Genomic DNA, 22,029 nt, shown 5'->3' with positions numbered 1-22,029 from the left:
CCCGAGGTGTTTTTATTTCCGACTACTTTGCCGGTCTGGCATGACGAGGCGGATCACATGATCGCCCTTGCGTGGTGTCAGCGGCGCGTCGGCGGTGGCGATGCGCGGCCGCCCTGAAGTGCCGACACAGATCAGCGGCGCCGAGTCGGTGTCGCCGGGGAAAGCCCCCTGACGTCTCGCGCTGGCGACGTCCTTGGCCTGGAGGGGCGCTTGCCGGGTGTCTGTGCTGTGGACGTGACCTGGGCGTCTTTCTCCCCTTTCTCCCCTTTCTCCACTTGCACGCTTGTCGCCGCTCGCGCGCAGCAGCGCCCGTGAGCGGGGTGCTTCGTCGAGCCTTTCGACCTCGAAGCGAGCCCCACGCTCCACCAGGCTCGAGAGCTGGGCAAAGGTCATCTCGCGGCCGAACAGGTAGGGAACATGCTCGATGGCGGTGGCGTGCTGGCGCCGGGCCTGGCGCCCCAGGTTGACCGCCAGGCGGAATACCTGGCCCTGGCCCAGCAGATGCTCGAAGTGCAGCGCGGCCAGATCATTGAGCTCTCGGTAGGGCGACAGCGGCATCAGGTAGCCGATACCGCTCAGCTCCATATGCTGGGCGGCGTGTTCGGACAGCGGGTCACCGTAGTAGGCCGAGAGCCCCTCGGCGCGGGCGGCCTGCACCGCGTCCCAGCTCGAGTCGGTCAGCAGCACGCCGAGCCGGGCCTGGCGCAGACAGTGGGCCATCTGCCGGGCCGCCGGGTTGGCGCCGATGATCAGCACGCCGTGGGCCGAGGGACGGCGCACCTTCAGCCAGTCGCCCAGCGGACGGGCCAGCAGACTCTGGGATACGACTGTGGCGATGATCACCAGAAAGGTCACCGGCACCAGGCGGTCGGCGCCGGGCACACCGATCTCTTCCAGCCGCAGCGCGAACAGCGAGGCCACCGCGGCGGCGACGATGCCGCGGGGCGAGATGAACGCCAGCAGACTCTTCTCGCGCCAGTCCAGGCCGCTGCCCAGGGTGCACAGCCACACCGCCAGCGGACGCACCAGCAGCAACAGCACCGCCAGAAAGGCCCAGGCCGGCCAGCCCAGCAGTGCCAGTTGCTCGACCGTCAGACGTGCCGCCAGCAGGATGAACAGACCCGAGATCAGAAGGATCGACAGGGTCTCCTTGAACTCGATGATCGGTCGGGTGGGCACGCCACGCATATTGGCGAGCCAGGCGCCCATTACCGTCACCGTCAACAGGCCGGACTCGTGAAACAGGGTGTTGGACAGGGTGAACAGACCGAGCATGGTCATCAGGGTGCCGAAGCTGTGCAGCCGTTGCGGCAGCAGGTGCTGGCGCAGTACCTGGCCCCATAGATAGCCGCCGGCGACGCCGAAGCCGAAGCCGATCAACGCGGTCTGGGCGAACAGCATCAGGGTATGCGGCAGTGCCTGGGTGCCGGAGCCCAGGGCGACGAATTCGTAGACCAGCACCGCGCCGATGGCGCCCACCGGGTCGATCAGGATGCCCTCCCAGCGCAGGATCTGGGTCAGGTGCTCGCGGGCCCGCAGGGTCTGCAGCAGCGGCAGGATCACCGTCGGGCCGGTGACCACCAGCAGCGCCCCCAGCAGGCTCGCCATCTCCCAGCTCAGGCCCAGCAGCCAGCGGGCGGCCAGCGCTCCGCACAGAGCGGTGATCAGGGCTCCCCAGGTGACCAGGCGGCGCACCGTGCGGCCATGCCCTCCCAGCTCGCGAAAGTTCAGGGTGAGGCTACCCTCGAACAGGATCACCGCCACTGCCAGCGACACCAGCGGGAACAGCAGCTCGCCGAACAGGGCGTCGGGGTCGAGCAGGCCGGTCACCGGGCCTGCGGCAATGCCGGCGATCAACAGCGTCAGGATGGCGGGGACCTTGAGGCGCCAGGCTAGCCACTGTGAGCCCAGCGCCAGCAGGCCAACGGCCGCCAGGGTGAGTCCGGCATGCTCCATGGTCGGTCGACTCCGAAACGGGAAAAGCCGCGCAGCGTACTGACGCGGCGTCGATCATGCAAACCATCGCCATCATAGGCGTCAACGATGGTCTGACTCAGCTCGCCCGACGAAGTGCGCCGAGCAGCGCCTGTAGCGGATGCGGCAGCTGGCTGTCGGAGAAACGTCGGGCCTGGCTGCGACAGGAGTAGCCTGTGGCCAGCAGGCGACCGCTGCCGCCGTGCTCCTGCACCACCGGTTCCCAGGACTGGGCGTAGATGGTACGCGAGGTCGTAAGGTTGCGTGCCTCGTGGCCGTAGGTGCCGGACATGCCGCAGCAGCCCGAAGGCAGCGGCGCCAGGCGCAGCCCGAAGCGTTCAAACAACTGCTGCCAGGCCTTGGGGCTGCCCGGCGCCTGGGTCTTCTCGGTGCAGTGGGACAGCAGCTGGAAGGGGGCTTCCTCGCTCAGGTCGAGTCCCGAGGGCACCAGCGAGGCGCCCAGACTCAAAAGCCACTCCTGCAGCATCAGCACCTCAGGCACCGCCTGCTCACCCAGTGCCTTCACGTACTCCTGGCGATAGGTCAGGGTCATCGCCGGGTCGATGCCCACCAGCGGCACGCCGCTGGCGGCCAGGGTGGAGAGCTCTCGGGCACGCTTGCGGGCGGTGCGCTCGAAGGCGCCGAGAAAGCCCTGGACGTTGAGCGGCTTGCCGTTGGGCTTGTAGGGCGCGACGAAGACGCGGATATCGAGGCGCGACAGCAGCTCCACCACGTCGGCGACCAGTCTGGCTTCGAAGTGGCTGGTGAAGGCGTCCTGCACCAGGATCACGCTGCGCGCCTTCTGGCGCTCGCTGAGGCGTCCCAGCGTCAGCGGAGTGGCCTCGGCCACGCCCCAGGCCTTGAGCTGCTTCTTGAGCCGGGCGCGTGACAGCCTGGGGCTGTCGACCATGCCGAGGCCGCGGGCCATCAGCCGGTCCACCAGGCGGTTATCGAGTGCCGCGTTGTAGGCCGGGGCCAGTGGCGCCAGCGCCGGCAGCAGGAATTCGAGCCCGCCGATCAGGTAGTCGCGCAGCGGTCGCAGGTAGCGTCCGTGGTAGACCTCGAGGAACTGGGAGCGGAAGGCCGGGACATTGACCTTGATCGGGCACTGGCCGGCGCAGGACTTGCACGCCAGGCAGCCGGCCATGGCGTCGTAGACCTCGTGGGAAAAGTCGTCCTTGCCGCGCAGGCTGTTGAGCGCGCGGCGGGGCAGGTGGGCGAGCCAGCCGAGCGCGGTCTCATCCTTCTTGCGCTGTGACTCCTCGACCACGTCGATGCCGGCCTTCCCCTGCAGGCGCAGCCATTCGCGCATCAGGCTGGCGCGGCCCTTGGGCGAGTGCACACGATCCCGGGTGGCCTTCCACGACGGGCACATGGCGTCGTCGGGATCATAGTTGTAGCAGGCGCCGTTGCCGTTGCAGTAGACGGCGTCGGCGTGGGCCTGCCATACCCGCTCGTCGATCTGACGGTCGAAGTCGCCGCGCATGGGCACCGCGTCGATGGCCAGCAGGCCTGGGTCGCTGAGGCTGGCGCCGGGCTTGGGCTGGCTGGCGCCGGACTTGGGCTGGCTGTCGGCCGCTTCGTCGGTCTCCACCAGCGGCGTCGCGATCTTGCCGGGATTGAGCTGGTTGTGCGGGTCGAAGGCACCCTTGAGGCGTCGCAGGCTGGGGTAGAGCTCACCGAAGAAGGCCGGGGCGTACTCCGAGCGCACGCCCTTGCCGTGCTCCCCCCACAGCAGGCCGTGGTAGCGCTGGGTCAGCGCCGCCACCTCATCGGATATCTCGCGGATCATCGCCTGCTGGCGCGGGTCCTTCATGTCCAGCGCCGGGCGCACATGCAACACTCCGGCGTCGACGTGGCCGAACATGCCGTACTCGAGCCCTCGGGCATCGAGCAGGGCGCGGAACTCGGCGATGTAGTCGGCCAGGTGCTCGGGGGGTACCGCGGTATCCTCGACGAAGGGCAGCGGGCGCTTCTCGCCCTTGACGTTGCCGAGCAGGCCCACCGAGCGCTTGCGCATGGCGTAGACCCGACCGATGGCGTCACGGCCGATGGCCTGGGTGAAGCCCAGGCGGGTGACGCTGGTGTCGCTTTCGAGTCCCCGGCAGAAGGCGTCGACCCGGGCCTCGAGGCGCTCGGGGTCGTCGTCGTTGAACTCCACCAGGTTGATGCCCTCGATGGCCGGGCCGTTGTCCACCGGGAAGAACTCAGCCACCGAGTCCCACACGAAGTCCTCCATGGCGAGCTTCAGCACCTTGTCGTCCACGGTCTCGATGGAGGTGGGGCGAAGCGCCTGCGGCTTTTCTGGTGATGAGCCGCCGGCCATCAGCGCCTTGGCGTCGGCGAGGGCCGCCATGAAGCTCGGGTAGCGCACATTGACCAGGATCGAGTGGCGCGGGATCGGCAGCACGTTGAGCACCGCCTCGTTGGTCAGCGCCAGCGAGCCCTCGGCGCCGCACAGCACGCTGTTGAGGTTGAAGCGGCCGTCGTCGTCGCGAAGGTGGGCCAGGTCATAGCCGGTCAGGCAGCGGTTGAGCGGCGGGAAGATCGCCTCGATGCGCTCGCGCTCCTGCTCGATGATCTTGCGGGCGGCGCGATAGGCGCGGCCCCGGGCCGAGTCCTCGGCGCACAGGGTCTCGAGTTCGTCCTCGTCGACCGCGGCGCTGATCAGGCGCTCGCCGCCGATCAGTACGCTGTCGAGCTCGAGCACATGGTGGCGGGTCTTGCCGTATTCGCAGCTGCCCTGGCCGCTGGCGTCGGTGGCGATCATGCCGCCGATGGTCGCCCGGTTGGAGGTGGACAATTCCGGTGCGAAGAACAGCCCATGGGGCCTCAAGGCGGCGTTGAGCTGGTCCTTGACCACCCCGGCCTGGACCCGCACCCGGCGGTTGTCGACGTCGATCTCGAGGATCTGGTTCATGTGCCGGGACACGTCCACCACCAGGCCGTCGCTCAGCGACTGGCCGTTGGTGCCGGTGCCGCCACCACGCGGTGTCAGGGCCACCTTGCGGAAGGCTTCGCGCCCGGCGAGCCGGCCGAGCAGCTCGAGGTCAGCTGCATGACGCGGAAACACCGCCGCCTGGGGCAGACGCTGGTAGAGCGAGTTGTCGGTGGCCAGCACCGTGCGGCTGGCGTAGTCCGGGGCGATTTCGCCCTCGAAACCTTCCGCCTTCAGGGCCTTGAGAAAGTCGACGTAGTGCTGGTCCAGTGGGGTCGCGGCATCAGCTAGGGGCAGTGGTGCGATCATGGTCTCGGTCGATACAGGCCCCGCGGCGGCGCGGCTGGCGCTATCGACAGGGCAGGAGAATGGGAGGGCGTCCACTTTACCGCGTCTCGGGGGGTAGGTGCATCCCGATCGCGAGAGAAGCCGGCGCTCGCCCCCGGTCGATGGCGCCGCCTCTCGCTTTTGCCTACAATGTGTCGCCTGCGCGGAGGGTGGTCCCAGGGCACACCAGCGGGGCGCTTTTCGGCTGTCCTCACGGTGGGGCCCGAGAGCAGCGTCCGACGCTGGCGATGGTGACGCACGCCCCCAGGTGACGCCTTCCGCATCCGACATGTTCTTTTCACTCAGGCGACGGACCAGACTCCATGCTCGATCCGAAACTGCTGCGCGGCGACCTCGATACGCTCGCCCAACGACTGGCCACCCGCGGTTACTCTCTCGACAGCGAGGCGCTTGGCTCGCTGGAATCCCGCCGTCGCGAGCTGCAGACCGAGACCGAGCGTTTGCAGAACGAGCGCAACACTCGCTCCAAGGCGATCGGCAAGGCCAAGGCCGCCGGCGAGGATATCCAGCCGCTGCTCGACGAGGTCAGTGACCTGGGCGAGCGCCTGGACGCCGCCAAGGTGGCGCTGGCCGAGGTGCAGGGCCAGTGGGAAGACATCGCTGCGGGGATCCCCAACCTGCCCCACGCCAGCGTGCCCGAAGGCGCAAGCGAAGACGACAACGTCGAGGTGTCGCGCTGGGGCAACCCCGGCGAGTACGCCTTCGAGGTCAGGGATCACGTTGATCTGGGAGCCAAGAAGGGCGATCTGGACTTCGAGGTTGCCGCCAAGCTGACCGGCGCCCGCTTCGCCGTGATGCGCGGGCCGATCGCCCGTCTGCACCGCGCCCTGACCCAGTTCATGCTCGACAAGCAGACCCTGGAGCACGGCTACGAAGAGTGCTATGTGCCCTACATGGTCAACCGTGACTCGCTCTACGGCACCGGCCAGTTGCCCAAGTTCGGCGAGGACCTGTTCAAGCTCGATGACGAGCGCGAATTCCACCTGATCCCGACTGCCGAGGTGCCGCTGACCAACCTGCTGCGTGGCGAGATCGTCGACGCTGGCGCCTTGCCGTTGAAGCTGACCGCCCATACTCCCTGCTTTCGCAGCGAGGCAGGTTCCCACGGTCGCGATACCCGCGGCATGATCCGCCAGCACCAGTTCGACAAGGTCGAGATGGTGCAGCTTGTCGATCCGGCCAAAAGCTACGAGGCGCTGGAGGAAATGCGCGGCCACGCCGAGGCGATCCTTCAGGCACTCGAGCTGCCTTATCGGGTGGTGACCCTGTGCACCGGTGACATGGGCTTCTCCGCCGCCAAGACCTACGATCTCGAGGTCTGGCTGCCAAGCCAGGACACCTACCGCGAGATCTCCTCGGTGTCCAACTGCGAGGACTTCCAGGCACGCCGCCTGCAGGCGCGCTTCCGTGCCAAGGGTGAAAAGAAGCCGCAGCTTCTGCACACCCTCAACGGCTCCGGCCTGGCGGTGGGCCGCTGCCTGATCGCGGTGATGGAAAACCACCAGAACGAGGACGGCTCCATCACCGTTCCCGAGGTGCTGCGTCCCTATATGGGCGGGGTCGAGCGCATCAACGTCTGATCCGTCCTTGAGAGGGGCGGGCGCGCTTGCCCTTGCTCAAGCCCTTGCTTAAGCACAAGCAAAAGCAAAAGCCCCGGTGGTCGCGACCACCGGGGCTTTTGCGTCACGGGCTTTTTACGTCACGGGCTTAGGCGATATGGCACCGGACCCCGGCCGCTTTCCGTTGGGCGGGTGCGACTCGCTGGCCACCGGTGCCATGGCCGTCGGGCTGACGTCGCCGTTATCGTCATTGCGGCGCAGCCGGGACCTGCTGACGATCCTGATCGATATCCGCGGTTGCCTCGGCCAGCCCCCAGCGGACCTGGACACCGGCGTCGATGGTGATGCTGCCGGGGCTGTAGTCGGCGTTGCCGCCGCTTTCGGCCATGTCGGCGCGCATCGCCATCATGCGTGGCTGAAACACCGGGGCGTTGGTCTCGCTGACATGGATCACCTCACCGAGCTCCACTCCCAGGGCGTCCGCCATCAGTTCGGCCTTGGCTCTGGCGCGCTCGAGCGCCTGGGTCAGTGCGCGGTCGCTGGCCGCGTCGCGGTCGGCAAGATCGTAGCTGACGCCGTCCAGTGCATTGACGCCGGCTTCGGTCAGGGCGTCGAGCAGGGTTGGAAGGCTATCGAGATCGCTGATCGCCAGGGTCACCGGACGCTCCAGGCGAGTACGTACCATGGGGATGGGGTTGTCATTGCCCTGGCGTGTTTGATGCAGCATCTCCTGCTGTACCCGCAGCGATCCGGCGTTGATCGCCTCGCGGGAAAGACCCGCGTCTTCCAGCGCCGAGATCAGCTCGGCGGCACGATCCTCCAGGCGTTGGCGGGCCTCAGCCAGGGCCTGGCCGTGGTCACCACTGTCCTTTTCCTGGGCGATGGCCGGTGTCAGCTCCCACAGTCGGGCGTTCAAGGTCGCCTCGTCCGGAGCGACCTTGAGCTCTGACTGGGCCTGGATATCCAGATAGCGTGGCGTGGGTGACTCGGCGGCCAGGGAGGGCGTGGCGGCCAGAGAAGCCAGCGCCAGGCCGAGCCCCACTGTCGCCAGCCGGTGGAGGTGGCGCAGGCGAAGGCTCGGCATCGCCCGTGACCGGGCGGAGGGAGTGGCGAGTGACATCGGATTCTCCTTGTAACGTGGGGGATGAACGACAGGGCAAACAACAGGGCAAACAACAGGGGGCGCGTCGCGGACAAGTCTGACAGGTACCCGCACCGGCCAGGGCCTACTGACTGGGACGGTGTCCCTGGCGAGACGTTCCCGGATCTCAAGCGTCTCCACGATCCTTGCATGGTTGAGCCTGGGCCGGCCAATGTCGCCGGAGTGATACACGGAACATTGGCAATGTTGCGCCATGTGCCATGATTCTTTGTGCTGAAACGATTGGCGGGGCATGATGGCGCCGACAACGCCGTCGAGCCGACGGCTGGTTAACGAGAGGAGCTACCGTCCATGGAAGATGAAGTCGAGGCGCAGGAGCGCAGGCTCCCCTTGAACCTGACGCTGGCCCTGGCTGCACTGGTGGTCATCGTCGCCGGCATGCGCGCGGGGGCAGACCTGCTGGTGCCGGTGCTGCTGTCGCTGTTCATCGCGGTGGTGTGTACCGCCCCGGTGCAGTGGCTGCACGAGCGGGGGCTGGGCTTGAGACTATCGGTATGGGTCACGCTGGTGGTGATCGGCGGCATGCTGATCCTGCTGGCGCTGTTGCTGGCCAATAGTGTCGGTACCTTTGCCGAGGCCTTGCCCGGGATCGAGGAAAAGCTCTACGAATACTACCTGCGCCTGCTCGATGGACTGGCCAGCATGGGGCTTGCCATCGACACCCAGCGGCTGGCCGGGTTTCTCGACACCCAGAAGCTTGGCGAATGGCTTCCGGCACTGCTCAGCCAGCTCGGCAATCTGATGATGCAGAGTGTCGTGGTGGCGCTGCTGGTGATGTTCATGTTGTTCGAGACCCTGAACTTCCGCGACAAGATATCCCGGGCGCTGGCCAACCCCGCCCCGAGCCTCGAGCGCTTCAACGAGTTCAGCCACACCCTCAAGCGTTACCTGGCGGTCAAGACCGTGATCAGCCTGGTCACCGGGGCCCTGGTGTGGGTGGCCTGTCTGCTGGTGGGGGTCGACTTCCCGCTGCTGTGGGCGGTGCTGGCCTTTGCGCTCAACTATATCCCCAACATCGGTTCGGCCATCGCCGCGGTGCCGGCGGTGCTGCTGGTGCTGGTGTCTCCGGACGGGGGCATGGGCGATGCTCTGCTGCTGAGCCTTGCCTATCTGTCGATCAACTTCGTCATGGGCAATCTGGTCGAACCGCGTGTCATGGGGCGGGCGCTGGGGTTGTCCACCTTCGTCGCCTTCCTGTCGCTGGTGGTATGGGGCTGGATCTTCGGGGTCACCGGCATGTTGCTGTCGGTGGTGCTGACGATGACGTTGAAGATCGCCCTCGACAGCCACCCCCAGACCCGCTGGATGGCCCACCTGCTGGGACCGGCCAAGGGTGGCCCGGTGGAGGACGCCAGCCGGCCACTGGCCGAGCGTGCTCGCATGAGCAAGCTGAAACGCAAGGTCGAATCGGTCCAGCGCAAGTAAACCGACCGGGCGCATAAGCCAGCGATACGGACCACTCGAACGCAAGCGAGCCAAGGACGGGGTTATGGCGCCTTCTCGGGCGGTGGGAACACCACCTCCATGCCGCGGGCGTCGAGCTGACGGATGTCCTCGGGGCTGCCGTCCTCGGCCAGGGTGACCAGACCGATGCCGGGCCCGTTCCACAGGCGTTCTCCGGCCTTGGCGCGGTCCGGGTCCCTGGGCTCCACCGCCATGGGCCGGCGCTGGGTGAACCAGTTGAGCGGCGAGCGTGGCGAGTAAAGCCAGCGATTGAGCCGGTCGAAGGTATCCAGCAGGGTGTCGGGAAAGCAGTTCTTGAGACCGCTGGAGGTGATCTGCCAGATCATCGGGCCCTGGTGCCGGTGACGGATACGCACGTCGTAGACGAACGAGTAGTGCACGTCGCCAGACAGGATGACGTAGTGCCCCGGGGTCCGCGAGTGGCGGAAGATGTTGAGCATCACGCTGGCGGCGCCACGATGGGCCATCCAGTTCTCGGCATCCACCAGCAGCGGCTTGCCCGCCAGGGTGAACAATTTCTGGATGGTCTCGATGAGCTTGACCCCGAACATCGGCGCCGGAGAGACGATGACCGCCGACGGCGCGTCGATCAACTCCTGCTGAAATTCCGATAACGCCTCCCAGTCCATCAGGCCGGATGGTCGTTCGGGCTTGCGCCCGTTGCGCCAGCGTCGGGTGCGGGTATCCAGCACCACCAGGCGTGGACTGCCCTCCACCTGAAATTCCCAGCCCTCGAAGCGAAATAGGCGCTCGAGACAGGCATCCTGCTGATCCTTGTCGAGCCAGCCTTGGTTATCGTTGGCGTCGCTCAACAGCGCCTGGGCTTCGTCCAGCGGTGTCTTCAACCGCTCGGGGGCGTTGCCCCAGCCCTGACACAGCAGATAGGCCAGCAAGGCATTGCCGATGATGCGCTTGGAGAAGGGGTGGCCGTAAGCCGTGCTTTCCCACTGCGCGGTGAGGTTCCAGTCGTCGGTGACGTCGTGGTCATCGAAGATCATCAGGCTCGGCAACTGGGCCATGACGCGGGCGGCGGCAGGCAGGGTAGCGACGAAGTCGTCGATGATCCGGGCCTGGTCGTCGTAGGTCTCTCGTCGCTTTTCTTCAAGCGCAGGAGGCTGGCACTCGATGAGGCGCCACGGCGTCGGCGACCAGACCAGCAGGTACATGGCCACCATCTCGGCGAAGGTCATCAGGTGATTGGCGGCGCTGGCCGACGTGAACACCGGCTTGCGTACGCCCCCGAAGAAGCGATCCTTGAGGGCCGCCGAGCTCTTGACATCGGGCAGCAACTCCTCGCGTCGATAGTAGCTGAAGGGGCTTGCGTAGAGCGATTGGCTGTCGTCGATGGTCGAGCCCTCGAGGGTCTCGTCGAACAGCCCCAGGCGCTCGATCAGCGCGTGTATCGCCACCAGCAAGGGGCCGGCGACGTCATCGGCGTAGATCTGGTCGCCGGTCATCAACAGCCAGGCCGGCCACTGTTCGGGACAGTCGAGACGCCGGGCGAGCCAGCTGTCCAGATGGGCCAGGCCGTCCGGGCCATCGTAGTGAGGACGACGGCAGGAGCCATGCAGCAGGCGTCGGTGGCTCGATGCCAGCACGAATGCCGGCGTCTCGTGCCCTTCATGGCACAGATGAGGCGCCAGCTCGCCGAGTGAGGTTTCGCGCTCGCCCGTCACCTTGAGGTCGTAGTCGATCCGGGTGTCCTGGGGCAGAGGCTCATCCAGCGGCGCATCGATCAGGTAGAGCAGGGCATGGCGGCCCAGTGGCACCAGCCGGTAATCGTCCTCACCAAGCGGCTGTCGGCGCGGTGACTCGCCACTGGGTGACAGCTCGAGGGTCAAGCTGAGCGGACGGCTCGCCACCAGCCAGATGCGCAGACGTTCGGGACTCAAGCGTCGCAGGATGGGGCCGGCGAGGATAGCGGGAAGGTCGTCGGGAGACGTTCCGGTGTCGGTCATGGCGGTCCTGTGTCGGTTCGCTGTCGGTAAGCCCCTTTACGGGGGGAGACCTCGCGCATGGCGAATACATCAAGAGTATCAACGGTAAGCGGCAAGGAGGCCAGAGCGCCGGCGTATGCCTTGCAGACTGTTCCCGAGGTGGCCGTTGCGCTGACTGGTCTGGTAGCGCTGGTCTTGACCTGGCTGCGCGAGTGGTCCGGGTCAGCACCTGGCAAATGCTAGCATCAAGGATGAGGAACGCGTCTTCCCGGGAGACTCCCATGGCTCATGAACATCGAACGACCGAAAGCGCCACAGCGGGCGGCCCTGCTCACCAGCACGCTGAGCGTGACAAGCATCGGCACGATCCCCACGGCCATGACGCGCACCGCCATGGCCATGGCATCGGCCATGTACACACCGACAGCCAGCGTCGGCTGGCCTGGGGCATCCTGCTGACCGCGTCCTTCATGGTGGCCGAGGTGATCGGAGGTGTTGTCTCCGGGTCGCTGGCGCTGCTGGCCGACGCCGGCCATATGCTCACCGACAGCGCTGCCCTGGTGCTGGCCTGGTTTGCCGCCCGCCTCAGCAAGCGACCTGCCGACGACGCCCGCAGTTTTGGCTATGACCGGGTGCAGATCCTCGCCGCCTTCGTCAACGGCTTGACCCTGATCGCCATCGTGGTCTGGATCTCGATCGAAGCGGTCCGCCGCCTGCTGAGTCCGGTCGAGGTGCTGGGGCCTGTCATGCTGACGGTGGCGGTGGCGGGACTGCTGGTCAACATCGTGGTCTTCGTGATTCTTCACGGCGGCGATCGCGACAATCTGAATATTCGCGGTGCTGCACTGCACGTGCTGGGCGATCTGCTCGGTTCCGTTGCGGCGATCGTTGCCTCGCTGGTGATCATGGCGACCGGATGGACGCCGATCGACCCGCTGCTGTCGGTGCTGGTGGCGCTGCTGATCCTCAGGAATGCCTGGACACTGACGCGCCAGAGTGGGCACATCCTGCTGGAAGGCGTTCCGGAATCCCTGGACATCGATGCCATGAAGCGGGCCGTCGTCGAGGCGGTACCGGCGGTATGCGACGTTCATCATGTTCACGCCTGGTCGCTGACACCCGGACGGCATCTGGTGTCGATGCACGTCGGCGTGCGCTCGGGAGAAGACCACCAGACAACTCTGGTGGCAGTGCGGGAGGTGCTGACCCAAGGGTTCGATATCGAGCATGTCACGATGCAACTGGAAGATGTGGGGGACTGCGTCGACCATCGCTGAGCAGCACCACTGCGTGGGGTCAGGCAGGCGCAAGGCAAGCCGATAGGGAAGAGCGGGTGGCCGCCCCCCCTGGAGGCAGGGAGGGCGAGGATGGCCGGCGACTAGAGAAGCTTGGTCTGTCGCAGACTGTGCAGGGCGCAGGGGGCATCGAAGCTGTTCGCATCCGCCAGATCCCAGAACTCACGATACAGCGGATGGTTCTTGGCGCCGCCCTCCAGCAACTCCTTGGGTGCCAGGCTGTCGATCAGGCTGATGTAGGGCAGCGCCTTGCCATTGGAGAGGCGCCTGATGATGTGTTCGGGGCCAAGTTCGCTGGGGTGATGCAGCCCAGCAGCCTCCAGCATCTCGCACAGGGCGAACTTGGTGTTGGCGTGGAAGTTCTTCACCCGCACCGACTTGTCCTCGACGTCCAGGCGGTTGCCGCGGGCCTTGTCCTGGGTGGCGACCCCGCTGGGGCACTGGTCGTTGTGGCAGCTCTGGGCCTGGATACAGCCCAGCGAGAACATGAAGCCACGGGCCATGTTGACCCAGTCGGCGCCCAGCGCCAGCGTACGGGCGATGTCGAAGGCGCTGATGATCTTGCCGCTGGCGCCGATGCGAATCTCGTCGCGCAGGCCGGCGCCGACCAGGGTGTTGTGGACCAGGATCAGGGCGTCATTGAGCGGCATGCCGAGGCGGTTGATGAATTCCAGCGGTGCGGCGCCGGTGCCGCCCTGGCCACCGTCGACGACGATATAGTCGGGGCGGTCGCCGCATTCCAGCATGGCCTTGACCATGGCGAACCATTCCCAGGGATGGCCCAGGGCCAGCTTGATGCCCACCGGCTTGTCGCCGGAGAGGGTGCGCAGCTCCTGGATGAAGTGGATCATCTCGCAGGGGGTGGAGAAGGCGGAGTGCTTGGACGGCGAAAGTACGTCCTGGCCTTCGGGCACGCCGCGAGTCGAGGCTATCTCGGCGGTCACCTTGGCCCCCGGCAGGATGCCGCCATGGCCAGGCTTGGCGCCCTGGGACAGCTTGATCTCGATCATCTTCACTTCGTCACGACGGGCATTCTCCTTGAACTTGTCGCGATCGAATCCACCGTCGTCGCGACGACAGCCGAAGTAGCCGGAACCGATCTGCCACACCAGGTCGCCGCCGCGCAGGTGGTAGGGCGATATCGCCCCTTCCCCGGTGGTGTGGTAGAAGCCCCCGAGCTTGGCACCTTCGTTGAGGGCGCTGATGGCATTGGGCGACAGGGCACCGAAGCTCATGGCGGAAATATTGAGCACGCTGGCCTTGTAGGGCTTGGCGCGATGCTCGCCGACGACCACGCGGAAGTCATGATCGGTGATCTCCACCGGTGACAGTGATGGCCCCATCCACTCGTAGCCGGGGGCGTTCATGTCCCGGAGCGAGCCGAAGGGCTTCTTGTCGATGGTGCTCTTGGCCCGTCGATAGACCAGCGAGCGCTGCTCGCGGGAGAAGGGCGACTCGAAGGTGTCCGCCTCGATGAAGTACTGGCGGAACTCGGGCCCGATGGATTCCAGGAAGTAGCGAATATGCGCCAGGATCGGGTAGTTGCGACTGACCGTGCGGCGACGCTGGACGATGTCATAGGTGCCCAGCGCGGTCAGCGCGCCAAACGCCAGCACCCCCGTCAGCCACCATAGTGACGCCAGTAGCCCGAGCAGGCTGACGATCAGGCCGGCGACGGCGATGTAGTAGGCGCCGAAGCGGGTCGAGGCGTGGCGTGAAAGGTACGAGGCCATGTCGTTCTCCCTGAGTCACGGTTTTCTTGTGTTCTTTACTCATGCAAGCACATTACCTGTCACCGGCATAGAGCACGCGGCACCGGGTGACGACCAGGCACAGTGGAGCAAAAGGCGGAGGCATGGCTCGGGAGAGAGGCCGCGCTCAAGGCGGCAGCCGGCAAGTCGTGAGGTGCTGCTGCAGGTGACTGCAAAGCGTCATCGTCTCGTAACCAAGTGCAAATAGTGTTTGACCTGAGCGCCAAGACGGCGCATGCTGCTCGCAGTTGGTTAGCAAGTTGAACGTCTCAGAGGTCATCGAAGCATCCTGGCGACGATGTTCCGGGGGAAGGTTTCTTGTTTTACCCACTGCAACTCGGGTATCTCCCGGTAATGTATATACGCTAGTCGAGGATTCGATCATGGCAACTGGTACCGTCAAGTGGTTCAACGACACTAAGGGCTACGGCTTCATCTCTCCGGACGACAACGGTGACGACCTGTTCGCTCACTTCTCCGAGATTCAAGCCGACGGCTTCAAGTCCCTGCAGGATGGCCAGAAGGTCTCCTTCGAGGTGACTCAGGGCAAGAAAGGCCTCCAGGCTTCCAACATCAAGGTCATCGACTAAGTCGATCGCTTGATGGCCGCTCAGGCGGCGTGATGCATCGCACTTGATGCATGGAAAAGGCTCGCTACGGCGGGCCTTTTTGCGTTTCTGATGTGTCGTTCTGCGCCCCGGGTGGGTGCCGGTGAAGGACATCCGTAAACGAGGTGAATCTCTCGCAAAGGCGCTGTGGCATAGGGTAAAGGGTCTATATGCCTGAAAGAGATAAAAAAATAATACATTGTAACTATTTAGAATAAGGTGAGGGAGGCACAATAGGCTGATTCTCTTCAGCAAGGCCACCTCATGTCGCTGGATGCCTGGATCGCCCTTTCCGTTGCCTGTGCCGTCTTCCCGTTTATGGCGCTGACACGCCTCGGCCCCGACATGGTGCTGATGGGGGCTCTTGTGGTGCTTCTGAGCCTTGGGGTCATCGACGCCGAGCAGGCGTTGGGCGGCTTTTCCAACAGTGGCTTGTTCACGGTCGCCTTCCTCTACATCCTGGTCGCCAGCCTGCGTGATACCGGTGGTATCGATCTGATCATTCGTCACGTGCTGGGACGCCCCTCCGGCGAACGTCACGCCTTGTCACGCCTGGTGTGGCCCGTCACCGCCGTCAGCGGGCTGCTCAACAACACGCCGGTGGTGGCCACCTTCATCCCTGCGGTGATCAGCTGGGGGCGTCGCTTCTCGATTGCCCCGCAGTTGTTGCTGATGCCGCTGAGCTTCGCTTCGATCCTCGGCGGCACCGTCACCCTGATGGGCACCAGTACCAATCTGGTGGTGCATTCGCTGATGCAGGAGCGCTTCCCGGACCTCCACCTGGGGCTGTTCGAAATCGCCTGGGTGGGCGTGCCCATGGCACTGGTTGGGGTCGTCTACCTGCTGGTAGTAACGCCTCGTCTGCTGTCCAGGCGCCCCGGCAGTGAGGAGGCCTTCGCCAACCTGCGCGAGTTCACCATCGAAATGGAAGTGGATCCGCAGGGGCCGCTGGTCGACCGCACCGTCGAAGAGGCCGGGCTGCGGCATCTTTCCGGGCTCTTCCTGGTGGAAATCGAACGCGGTGGCAATGTGGTCAGCGTGGTGGGGCCGGGTGAACGTCTCAAGGGCGGGGATCACCTGGTCTTTGCCGGCACCACTGAGGGGGCAGTGGAATTGCAGCAGATGCGCGGTCTGAGGCCATCCCGTCTGGGGGAGTCGCATCTTGAGAAGGAGTTTCGCGAGCGCCGCCTGGTGGAAGCGGTAGTCTCCGACCAGTGCCAGTTCATCGGGCAGAAGATTCGCGATGGCCATTTTCGCACGCTCTATGGCGCCGCTGTGCTGGCGGTCTGTCGTGGTGGGCGCAGGGTGGCGGGTAGCCTCGGGCAGATTCGTCTGCAACCCTCCGATGTGCTGTTGCTCGAGGCGCGCCCGGCCTTTATCGAACGTCATCGACAGTCTCAGGACTTCCTGTTGATCAGCCAGGTCAATGGTCAGGCCAGGCCCGCCTTCGACCGAGCGCTGCGCGCCTGGGCGATCCTGGCGACGGTAGTGGTGCTGGCCTCCACCGGGCTGATGAGCATGATGAACGCCGCCATGCTGGGCGCCACGGCAGCCCTGTTGAGCGGCTGTGTCAGCGTCCGCAGTGCCCGTCGCGGCATGGACACCCAGGTGTTACTGACCATCGCCGCATCCTTTGGCCTGGGCGCCGCACTGCAGACGTCCGGGGCAGCAGATGTGGTGGCCCGTGGGCTGCTGAGTGTCGTCGGCGACAGTCCCTGGGCGCTGCTGGTGGGCACCTACTGTGTGGTGGCGCTGCTGACCTCGCTGGTGACCAACAATGCCGCAGCGGTCATTACCTTCCCCATCGCCATGGCAGGGGCCGAGAGTCTCGGCGTCAATCCTTTGCCCTACGTGGTCGTGGTGATGTTTGCCGCATCGGCCAGTTTTCTCACCCCGATTGGCTATCAGACCAATCTGATGGTCATGGGCCCCGGTGGCTACCGGGTTCAGGATTACCTCAAGCTCGGCGGCCCCCTGAATCTGCTGACTGCGGTCGTGGTGCTGGTGCTGACCCCCTTTTTCTGGCCCTTCTAAAAAGCCCTGTGTGCTTCTCGGTAGCCGGGTGACTTCACCTGTTTGGCTCGTCCCCTCTGGCGCATTGCGGTAGGCTAGGAGGTTGTGCTTTGCAACATAGACTGAGATCTGCCCATGAGCGACAACGACCAGCTGGTCATCGAGCCCCGAGGCGAAGCGGACGCCTGCATGATCATTCTTCACGGCCTGGGAGCGGATGGGCGTGACTTCGAGCCGGTGGTGCCCATGCTGCCAAGGCCCGGTTACGCTCAGATCCGATTTATCCTGCCCCATGCACCGCGCCTGCCGGTCACCATCAATGGTGGCATGGTCATGCCCGCCTGGTACGACATTCTCGAGATGAGCCTGGACCGTCGGGTGGACGAGATGCAGCTGCGGCTGTCGGCCGAGCGGATCAAGGGCGTCATACAGTCCCAGATCGATGCCGGCATCGACAGCCGACGTATCCTGCTCGCCGGGTTTTCCCAGGGTGGGGCCGTTGCCTACGAGGCCGCCTTCAGCTTTGACAAGCCGCTGGGTGGTCTGCTGGCGATGTCCACCTACTTTGCCACCGCGAACTCGATCGAGCTGAACGAGGCCAATCGCGACCTGAGGGTGGAAATCCATCACGGCAGCATGGATCCGGTGGTACCCGAATCCCTGGGCCGAGCCGCCTTCGCTCGTCTGGAGGAGCTTGGCTATCACACCGTCTATCGTCAGTATCCCATGGCTCACGCGGTCTGCCCGCAGCAGATCGGGGATATCGGCGAGTGGATGAGTGAGCTGCTGGGACAGTGAGTCCTTAGGCTGCTTTGCTCAGCCTGCGAACATGAGACTTTTCATCCTGCGAAGGAAGTCTGGTTCTTCTAAGCTTTTTTCGTACAAAAAATTAAGAAAAAGCTTACGGGATGCAGGGTGATGTCTGTATGGAGGTTTTTCCGTCGCGACAAGACAAAGGCTGAGAGTGGCACACCCCCACAGACCATGACGGTCAGTGACGGGGAGTCGGGGGCCGAGGCCCTGCTGGGCGCCGCGCCGGGGTCCGCCTTGTTGCTTGACCATGAAGGAACCATCGTCTGGGCGAACGCTCGTCAGTGCAATGAACTGGGCAAGTCTCTGGCAGATATCAGGGGGCTGAGCCTGACCGATGTTCATTGCAGTACGGCAGCCGAGACACTGGAGCTGGCCCTTGCGCGTTGTCGCGAGGGAGGCGGGAGCTGGGAAGGCGTGGTGGCCTGTGACGGGGTTGGTCGTCTACGTCACCTTGGTACCAGCATCCACCCGGTGTCGTGGTGCGCTGCCCGCTGGATGCTGATGAAGCACGACGTCAGCCGGTTGCAACTGCAGGCGGCATCAGCTCAGCGACTGAGCCGCACCATTGAAAGCCGCATGGCGAGGCTCCCGGGAGTGGTGTTCCGGCTGCGCCAGTCGCCCGGGGGAGGCTTGTCGTTTGACTACCTGGGACCTGGCTTCGAATCCCAGACGGGGCTGTCTCGTCAAAGTGCCCTGGAAGACGTCGAGGTCGTGCTTTCCAGGCTGGACGAAGACGCGCGTGAGCAGTTGACGCTGGCGCTCGCCCAGTCCCTGGTCAGCCTCACACCCTGGCACCTGGACATCACCCTGGGTGATGCTCAGGAGACCGTCGCGGAAGGACAGCGCTGGTTCGAGGCCAGGGGCACGCCCCAGCGATTCGATGACGGCACCGTGGTCTGGGATGGCCTGCTGCTGGACGTGACCCAGCGCAAGCAGGCGGAGTCGCGTGTCGCCAAGCTGGTCAGCACCGATGTCCTCACCGGCGTGATGAATCGCCGAGCCTTCCTCGAGGCAGGAGCGCGGGTACTCGCCCGGTTGCGGCGCCGTGGCGAGCCAGCGGTGCTGGCGATGCTGGATCTTGACCATTTCAAGTCGCTGAACGATGCCTACGGCCACGCCGCTGGGGACATGGTGCTGAAGGCTTTCGCCGATACCTGTCGTCTAAGCCTGCGCCCCTATGACCTGCTGGCGCGTATCGGGGGCGAAGAATTTCTGGTACTGCTCGGTGACGTTCATGCCGAAGACGCCTGGGACATACTGGAGCGTCTTCGAAGCAACGTGGAAGCATCGACCTTGAAGGTCGACCGTCGTGCCCTCAAGGTAACAGTGAGCATGGGAGCCATCTGTGTCGGGCAGGACGAAAGTCTCGACATGGCCATGCGGCGTGTGGACGGAGCGCTCTACGATGCCAAGCGTGCCGGTCGCAACCAATTGAAGGGCCTCCTTCCTGAGTATGAACGCGATAACCTCGCGTTGGGCAAGGCCCTGGCATCATCCACCATCTACAAGGAGATCGAGATGGCGTTGAGCGAAGATCTGCGGATCCCTAAGCCCTGCCCGAACTGCGGCAGCTACAACATGCGAGTCCCCAGCACCAAGAATCCCGATGAAAAGGTGCACTGCGCTTCCTGCCAGACCTACGTCTGCCTTTACGCCGAAGCGGAGGAGATGATCGAGAAGACACCCAAGAGCGAGTCCGAGGAACTGATCGAGAAGGCCATGAACCGGGACAAGTGACCGTGACAAGTGACCGGGACAAGTGAACGTGTCAGCTCCGGGCCGAACGCCAGCGCCCCCGCCTTGCAGGCGGGGGCGCTTTGGTTTCGTTGGGGGGAGGTGCTACAACAGCTCTTCGCCGGCCAGGGCCAGGCGCGAGCGCTCGACGCTTTTTAACGTCACATGGCCGGCATGGGGCCAGTTCTTGAAGTTCTGAACCACTGCGGCCATGCCGCAGGTATTGGCGGTGAGGTAAGGGGTGTCGATCTGGCCGACGTTGCCCAGACAGACGATCTTGGTGTTGCGTCCCGCTCGGGTGATCAGGCTCTTCAACTGCTTTGGCGTAAAGTTCTGGGCTTCGTCGATGATCAGGAAGGTGTCGTTGAGGGTGCGTCCACGCATGAAGCCCGGCGCCCGGATCTGCACGCGTGAGCCCAGTAGCTGGCGCGTGGCGTCCTGGTTCCAGGTCGAGCTTCCGTCATGCTCGTCGCGCAGCAGGTTGTCCATGTTGTCGTGGAAGGCGCCCATCCAGGGCGACATCTTTTCCTCTTCGGTGCCGGGCAGAAAGCCGATGTCCTCGCTCATGGAGATCGGCGCTCGGGTGAACACCACCCGTTCGAAACGCTTGGTATCGAGGGTCTGCTGGAAGGCCGCGGCCAGGGTCATGAAGGTCTTGCCGGTGCCGGCACTACCGGCCACCGTGACCAGGTCCACGGCGTCGTCCATCAGCAGGTTCAAGGTGAAGTTCTGCCGGCTGTCGTGGGCGTGTACCCCCCAGACGCTGGCGCCGTGGCGATAGTTGGTCAAAAGCTCCAGGGTGGCCTGGTGGGGGGCGAGTTCGCGCACGATGGCTTCGAAGCTGGCCTCGCTGTCGGCGTCGGACACCAGCATGCCCAGGTGCCAGTGCTGGGGAATCTCGCCGCTCAGGCGATAGATGACACGGTCATGGTCGCGCTCGACCTTGACGTCCAGCGCCATGGCGTCCCACAAGCCACGGCCGGCGTCCTCATACACAGCGACACCGTCGGTCATGGCGTCGGAGTCATCGAAGGCGCGATCGGTCAGGTAGTCCTCGACCGGCACGCCGAGGGCGGCGGCCTTGACCCGCAGGTTGATGTCCTTGGTGACCAGGATCACCGAGGCGTCGGGGCGTTCCTGACGCAGTCGGCAGGTCTCGCCGAGCAGACGATTGTCGGGGCTGTCTTCCAGGTTGTCGGGCAGGGTGAGGTCGGAGTAGCAGAGCAGTCTCAGTCGGCCATCTGGTCCGCTGACGCGGGTGATGGGAATACCTTGGCGTATCTGGTCGATGTCGACGTTGGCGGTCAGGTCAGAGAGGGTCCGGCTGACTTGCCGGGCGGTGCGGGCGATTTCGCGGATGCCATTCTTGTGCTTGTCGAGCTCCTCGAGCACGGTCATGGGGATAACCACTTCGTGCTCTTCGAACTGGTAGAGGGCGCTGGGATCATGGATCAGTACGTTGGTGTCCAGCACGTACAGTCGGGTGGCCTTCTTGTCGATGCGTACCATCGGCACAGCTCTCCTGATTGTCACCTTGGGCGTCAACATGACGCCTTGATGTCGACACTCTCAGCGCGCGATGTCAGGAATGTGACAGCCGCCAAGGTGTCGGATTGCACACGATAGGCTCCTCCTGTGGCCATGAAACGGTTCTCAACCGATTCTCAATCGGTTCTCAAACCCTTGGGCGGGTGGGCCGTTACTTGCAGTTTGTCCCGCTGTGGCGCAAGACGTGCTGCCAACGGCGCTTCTTTACATTGGACCCTGTTTCGGTCCAGCGGTGCCCTTGAGTCAAGCATGGACGATGACAAAAATGCTGCAAGGGCGAAGTGTCAACGCTGCGCTATCAGGTCAATTCTTCGGTCAACCTTCCCACTCACGCCAGGCCGGTCCTCTGCGATTCGGCCGCGACGGCCGTATCCCCCGAGATGACGGTCAGGACCGAGCCCGCCAGCTTTCGTGCCGCACAGGCCCGGGCCGAAATGCTGCGGCGCTCAGGGTGCGATCATTACCCTGTCCTGGTCGAAGGCCACCGCCCAGGTGCGCAGCGAGACGCTGTCGTCTTCCACGCAACGGCCGTCCGTGAGGCGAAAGTGCTGCTTGTACAGGGGAGAGGCCACCACTGGCTCTCCCTGGATGTCGCCGACGATGCCTCGGGCCAGCACATTGGCCTTGGCGATGGGGTCGTGGTGGTCGATGGCGAACAGTTCCGGGCTATGCCCGGGCAGGTAGAACAGCGCCACCTGGGCGGGGCCCTCGGCGCTGTCGATCCAGGCGGCGACACCGGAGAAGGGCACCAGGTCACTGCGCTGGCACAGCGGTATCCAGTCCAGCGAACGGCTGATGGAAGAAGCGGTCATGGAAAACTCCTTGTGGCGTTGTTGGCGGCCCGTCTCGTGACGAGGTGTGGTCACGAGGGCGGAAACGGTGGTT

General features: G+C 64.8%; 14 protein-coding genes. 7 read left to right on the top strand and 7 right to left on the bottom strand.

The annotated features are described in order from the left end of the window. Positions 1 to 12 precede the first annotated feature (12 nt). Positions 13 to 1,956, bottom strand: coding sequence for a sodium:proton antiporter (locus tag EBB56_RS01660; protein WP_045994367.1), 1,944 nt, complete (start codon positions 1,954 to 1,956; stop codon positions 13 to 15). 97 nt (positions 1,957 to 2,053) lie between these two features. Then, positions 2,054 to 5,221, bottom strand: a complete 3,168-nt coding sequence (locus EBB56_RS01655) for an FAD-binding and (Fe-S)-binding domain-containing protein (RefSeq protein ID WP_124802570.1) — start codon at positions 5,219 to 5,221, stop codon at positions 2,054 to 2,056. Between the two features lie 341 nt (positions 5,222 to 5,562). Between EBB56_RS01655 and serS the strand changes: the two genes are divergently transcribed. Beyond that, positions 5,563 to 6,840, top strand: coding sequence for a serine--tRNA ligase (serS, locus tag EBB56_RS01650; protein WP_045994369.1), 1,278 nt, complete (start codon positions 5,563 to 5,565; stop codon positions 6,838 to 6,840). Between the two features lie 226 nt (positions 6,841 to 7,066). Here serS and EBB56_RS01645 read toward each other — a convergent pair whose 3' ends face one another. Further along, positions 7,067 to 7,939 carry an SIMPL domain-containing protein gene (locus EBB56_RS01645; protein ID WP_260425264.1) on the bottom strand — a complete coding sequence of 291 codons (873 nt, stop codon included), beginning with the start codon at positions 7,937 to 7,939 and terminating at the stop codon, positions 7,067 to 7,069. 333 nt (positions 7,940 to 8,272) lie between these two features. Here EBB56_RS01645 and EBB56_RS01640 point away from each other — a divergent pair, with 333 nt between their 5' ends. Continuing rightward, positions 8,273 to 9,406 (top strand): AI-2E family transporter, encoded by a 1,134-nt coding sequence (locus EBB56_RS01640; protein ID WP_045994370.1) that lies wholly within the window; start codon positions 8,273 to 8,275, stop codon positions 9,404 to 9,406. A 62-nt stretch (positions 9,407 to 9,468) separates the two neighbouring features. Here EBB56_RS01640 and EBB56_RS01635 read toward each other — a convergent pair whose 3' ends face one another. Continuing rightward, positions 9,469 to 11,403: an alkaline phosphatase D family protein gene (locus EBB56_RS01635; RefSeq protein WP_124802568.1), complete on the bottom strand. Its 1,935-nt coding sequence runs from the start codon at positions 11,401 to 11,403 to the stop codon at positions 9,469 to 9,471. A 260-nt stretch (positions 11,404 to 11,663) separates the two neighbouring features. On the opposite strand from EBB56_RS01635, the gene EBB56_RS01630 reads away from it, so the two are divergent. Continuing rightward, positions 11,664 to 12,659 (top strand): cation diffusion facilitator family transporter, encoded by a 996-nt coding sequence (locus tag EBB56_RS01630; RefSeq protein ID WP_124802566.1) that lies wholly within the window; start codon positions 11,664 to 11,666, stop codon positions 12,657 to 12,659. Between the two features lie 101 nt (positions 12,660 to 12,760). Here the strand turns inward: EBB56_RS01630 and EBB56_RS01625 are convergent, their stop codons facing one another. Beyond that, the gene (locus tag EBB56_RS01625) at positions 12,761 to 14,410 is read right to left on the bottom strand and encodes an FMN-binding glutamate synthase family protein (protein ID WP_045994372.1); all 1,650 of its coding nucleotides are present in this window, start codon (positions 14,408 to 14,410) and stop codon (positions 12,761 to 12,763) included. 401 nt (positions 14,411 to 14,811) lie between these two features. On the opposite strand from EBB56_RS01625, the gene EBB56_RS01620 reads away from it, so the two are divergent. The 4 genes from EBB56_RS01620 (at position 14,812) to EBB56_RS01605 (ending at position 19,599) form a co-directional block, all read left to right on the top strand. Then, positions 14,812 to 15,018, top strand: a complete 207-nt coding sequence (locus EBB56_RS01620; RefSeq protein ID WP_045994373.1) for a cold-shock protein — start codon at positions 14,812 to 14,814, stop codon at positions 15,016 to 15,018. Positions 15,019 to 15,300: 282 nt separating this feature from the next. Next, positions 15,301 to 17,070, top strand: a complete 1,770-nt coding sequence (locus tag EBB56_RS01615) for an SLC13 family permease (protein WP_124802564.1) — start codon at positions 15,301 to 15,303, stop codon at positions 17,068 to 17,070. 114 nt (positions 17,071 to 17,184) lie between these two features. Next, positions 17,185 to 17,847 carry an alpha/beta hydrolase gene (locus EBB56_RS01610; protein WP_108131499.1) on the top strand — a complete coding sequence of 221 codons (663 nt, stop codon included), beginning with the start codon at positions 17,185 to 17,187 and terminating at the stop codon, positions 17,845 to 17,847. Between the two features lie 186 nt (positions 17,848 to 18,033). Next, positions 18,034 to 19,599, top strand: coding sequence for a sensor domain-containing diguanylate cyclase (locus EBB56_RS01605; RefSeq protein ID WP_185696364.1), 1,566 nt, complete (start codon positions 18,034 to 18,036; stop codon positions 19,597 to 19,599). Positions 19,600 to 19,701: 102 nt separating this feature from the next. Here EBB56_RS01605 and EBB56_RS01600 read toward each other — a convergent pair whose 3' ends face one another. Together EBB56_RS01600 and nirD are read right to left on the bottom strand one after the other, a co-directional pair. Further along, positions 19,702 to 21,105 carry a PhoH family protein gene (locus EBB56_RS01600; RefSeq protein ID WP_124802560.1) on the bottom strand — a complete coding sequence of 468 codons (1,404 nt, stop codon included), beginning with the start codon at positions 21,103 to 21,105 and terminating at the stop codon, positions 19,702 to 19,704. Between the two features lie 485 nt (positions 21,106 to 21,590). Then, positions 21,591 to 21,956 carry a nitrite reductase small subunit NirD gene (gene nirD, locus EBB56_RS01595; RefSeq protein WP_124802558.1) on the bottom strand — a complete coding sequence of 122 codons (366 nt, stop codon included), beginning with the start codon at positions 21,954 to 21,956 and terminating at the stop codon, positions 21,591 to 21,593. Positions 21,957 to 22,029 lie beyond the last annotated feature (73 nt).

The organism is Halomonas sp. YLB-10 (genome assembly GCF_003856855.1).
In the GTDB taxonomy this organism is placed as follows: domain Bacteria; phylum Pseudomonadota; class Gammaproteobacteria; order Pseudomonadales; family Halomonadaceae; genus Halomonas; species Halomonas litopenaei.
The sequence above is the reverse complement of the archived record's forward strand: the minus strand, read 5'-3'. Positions and strand labels throughout refer to the sequence as shown.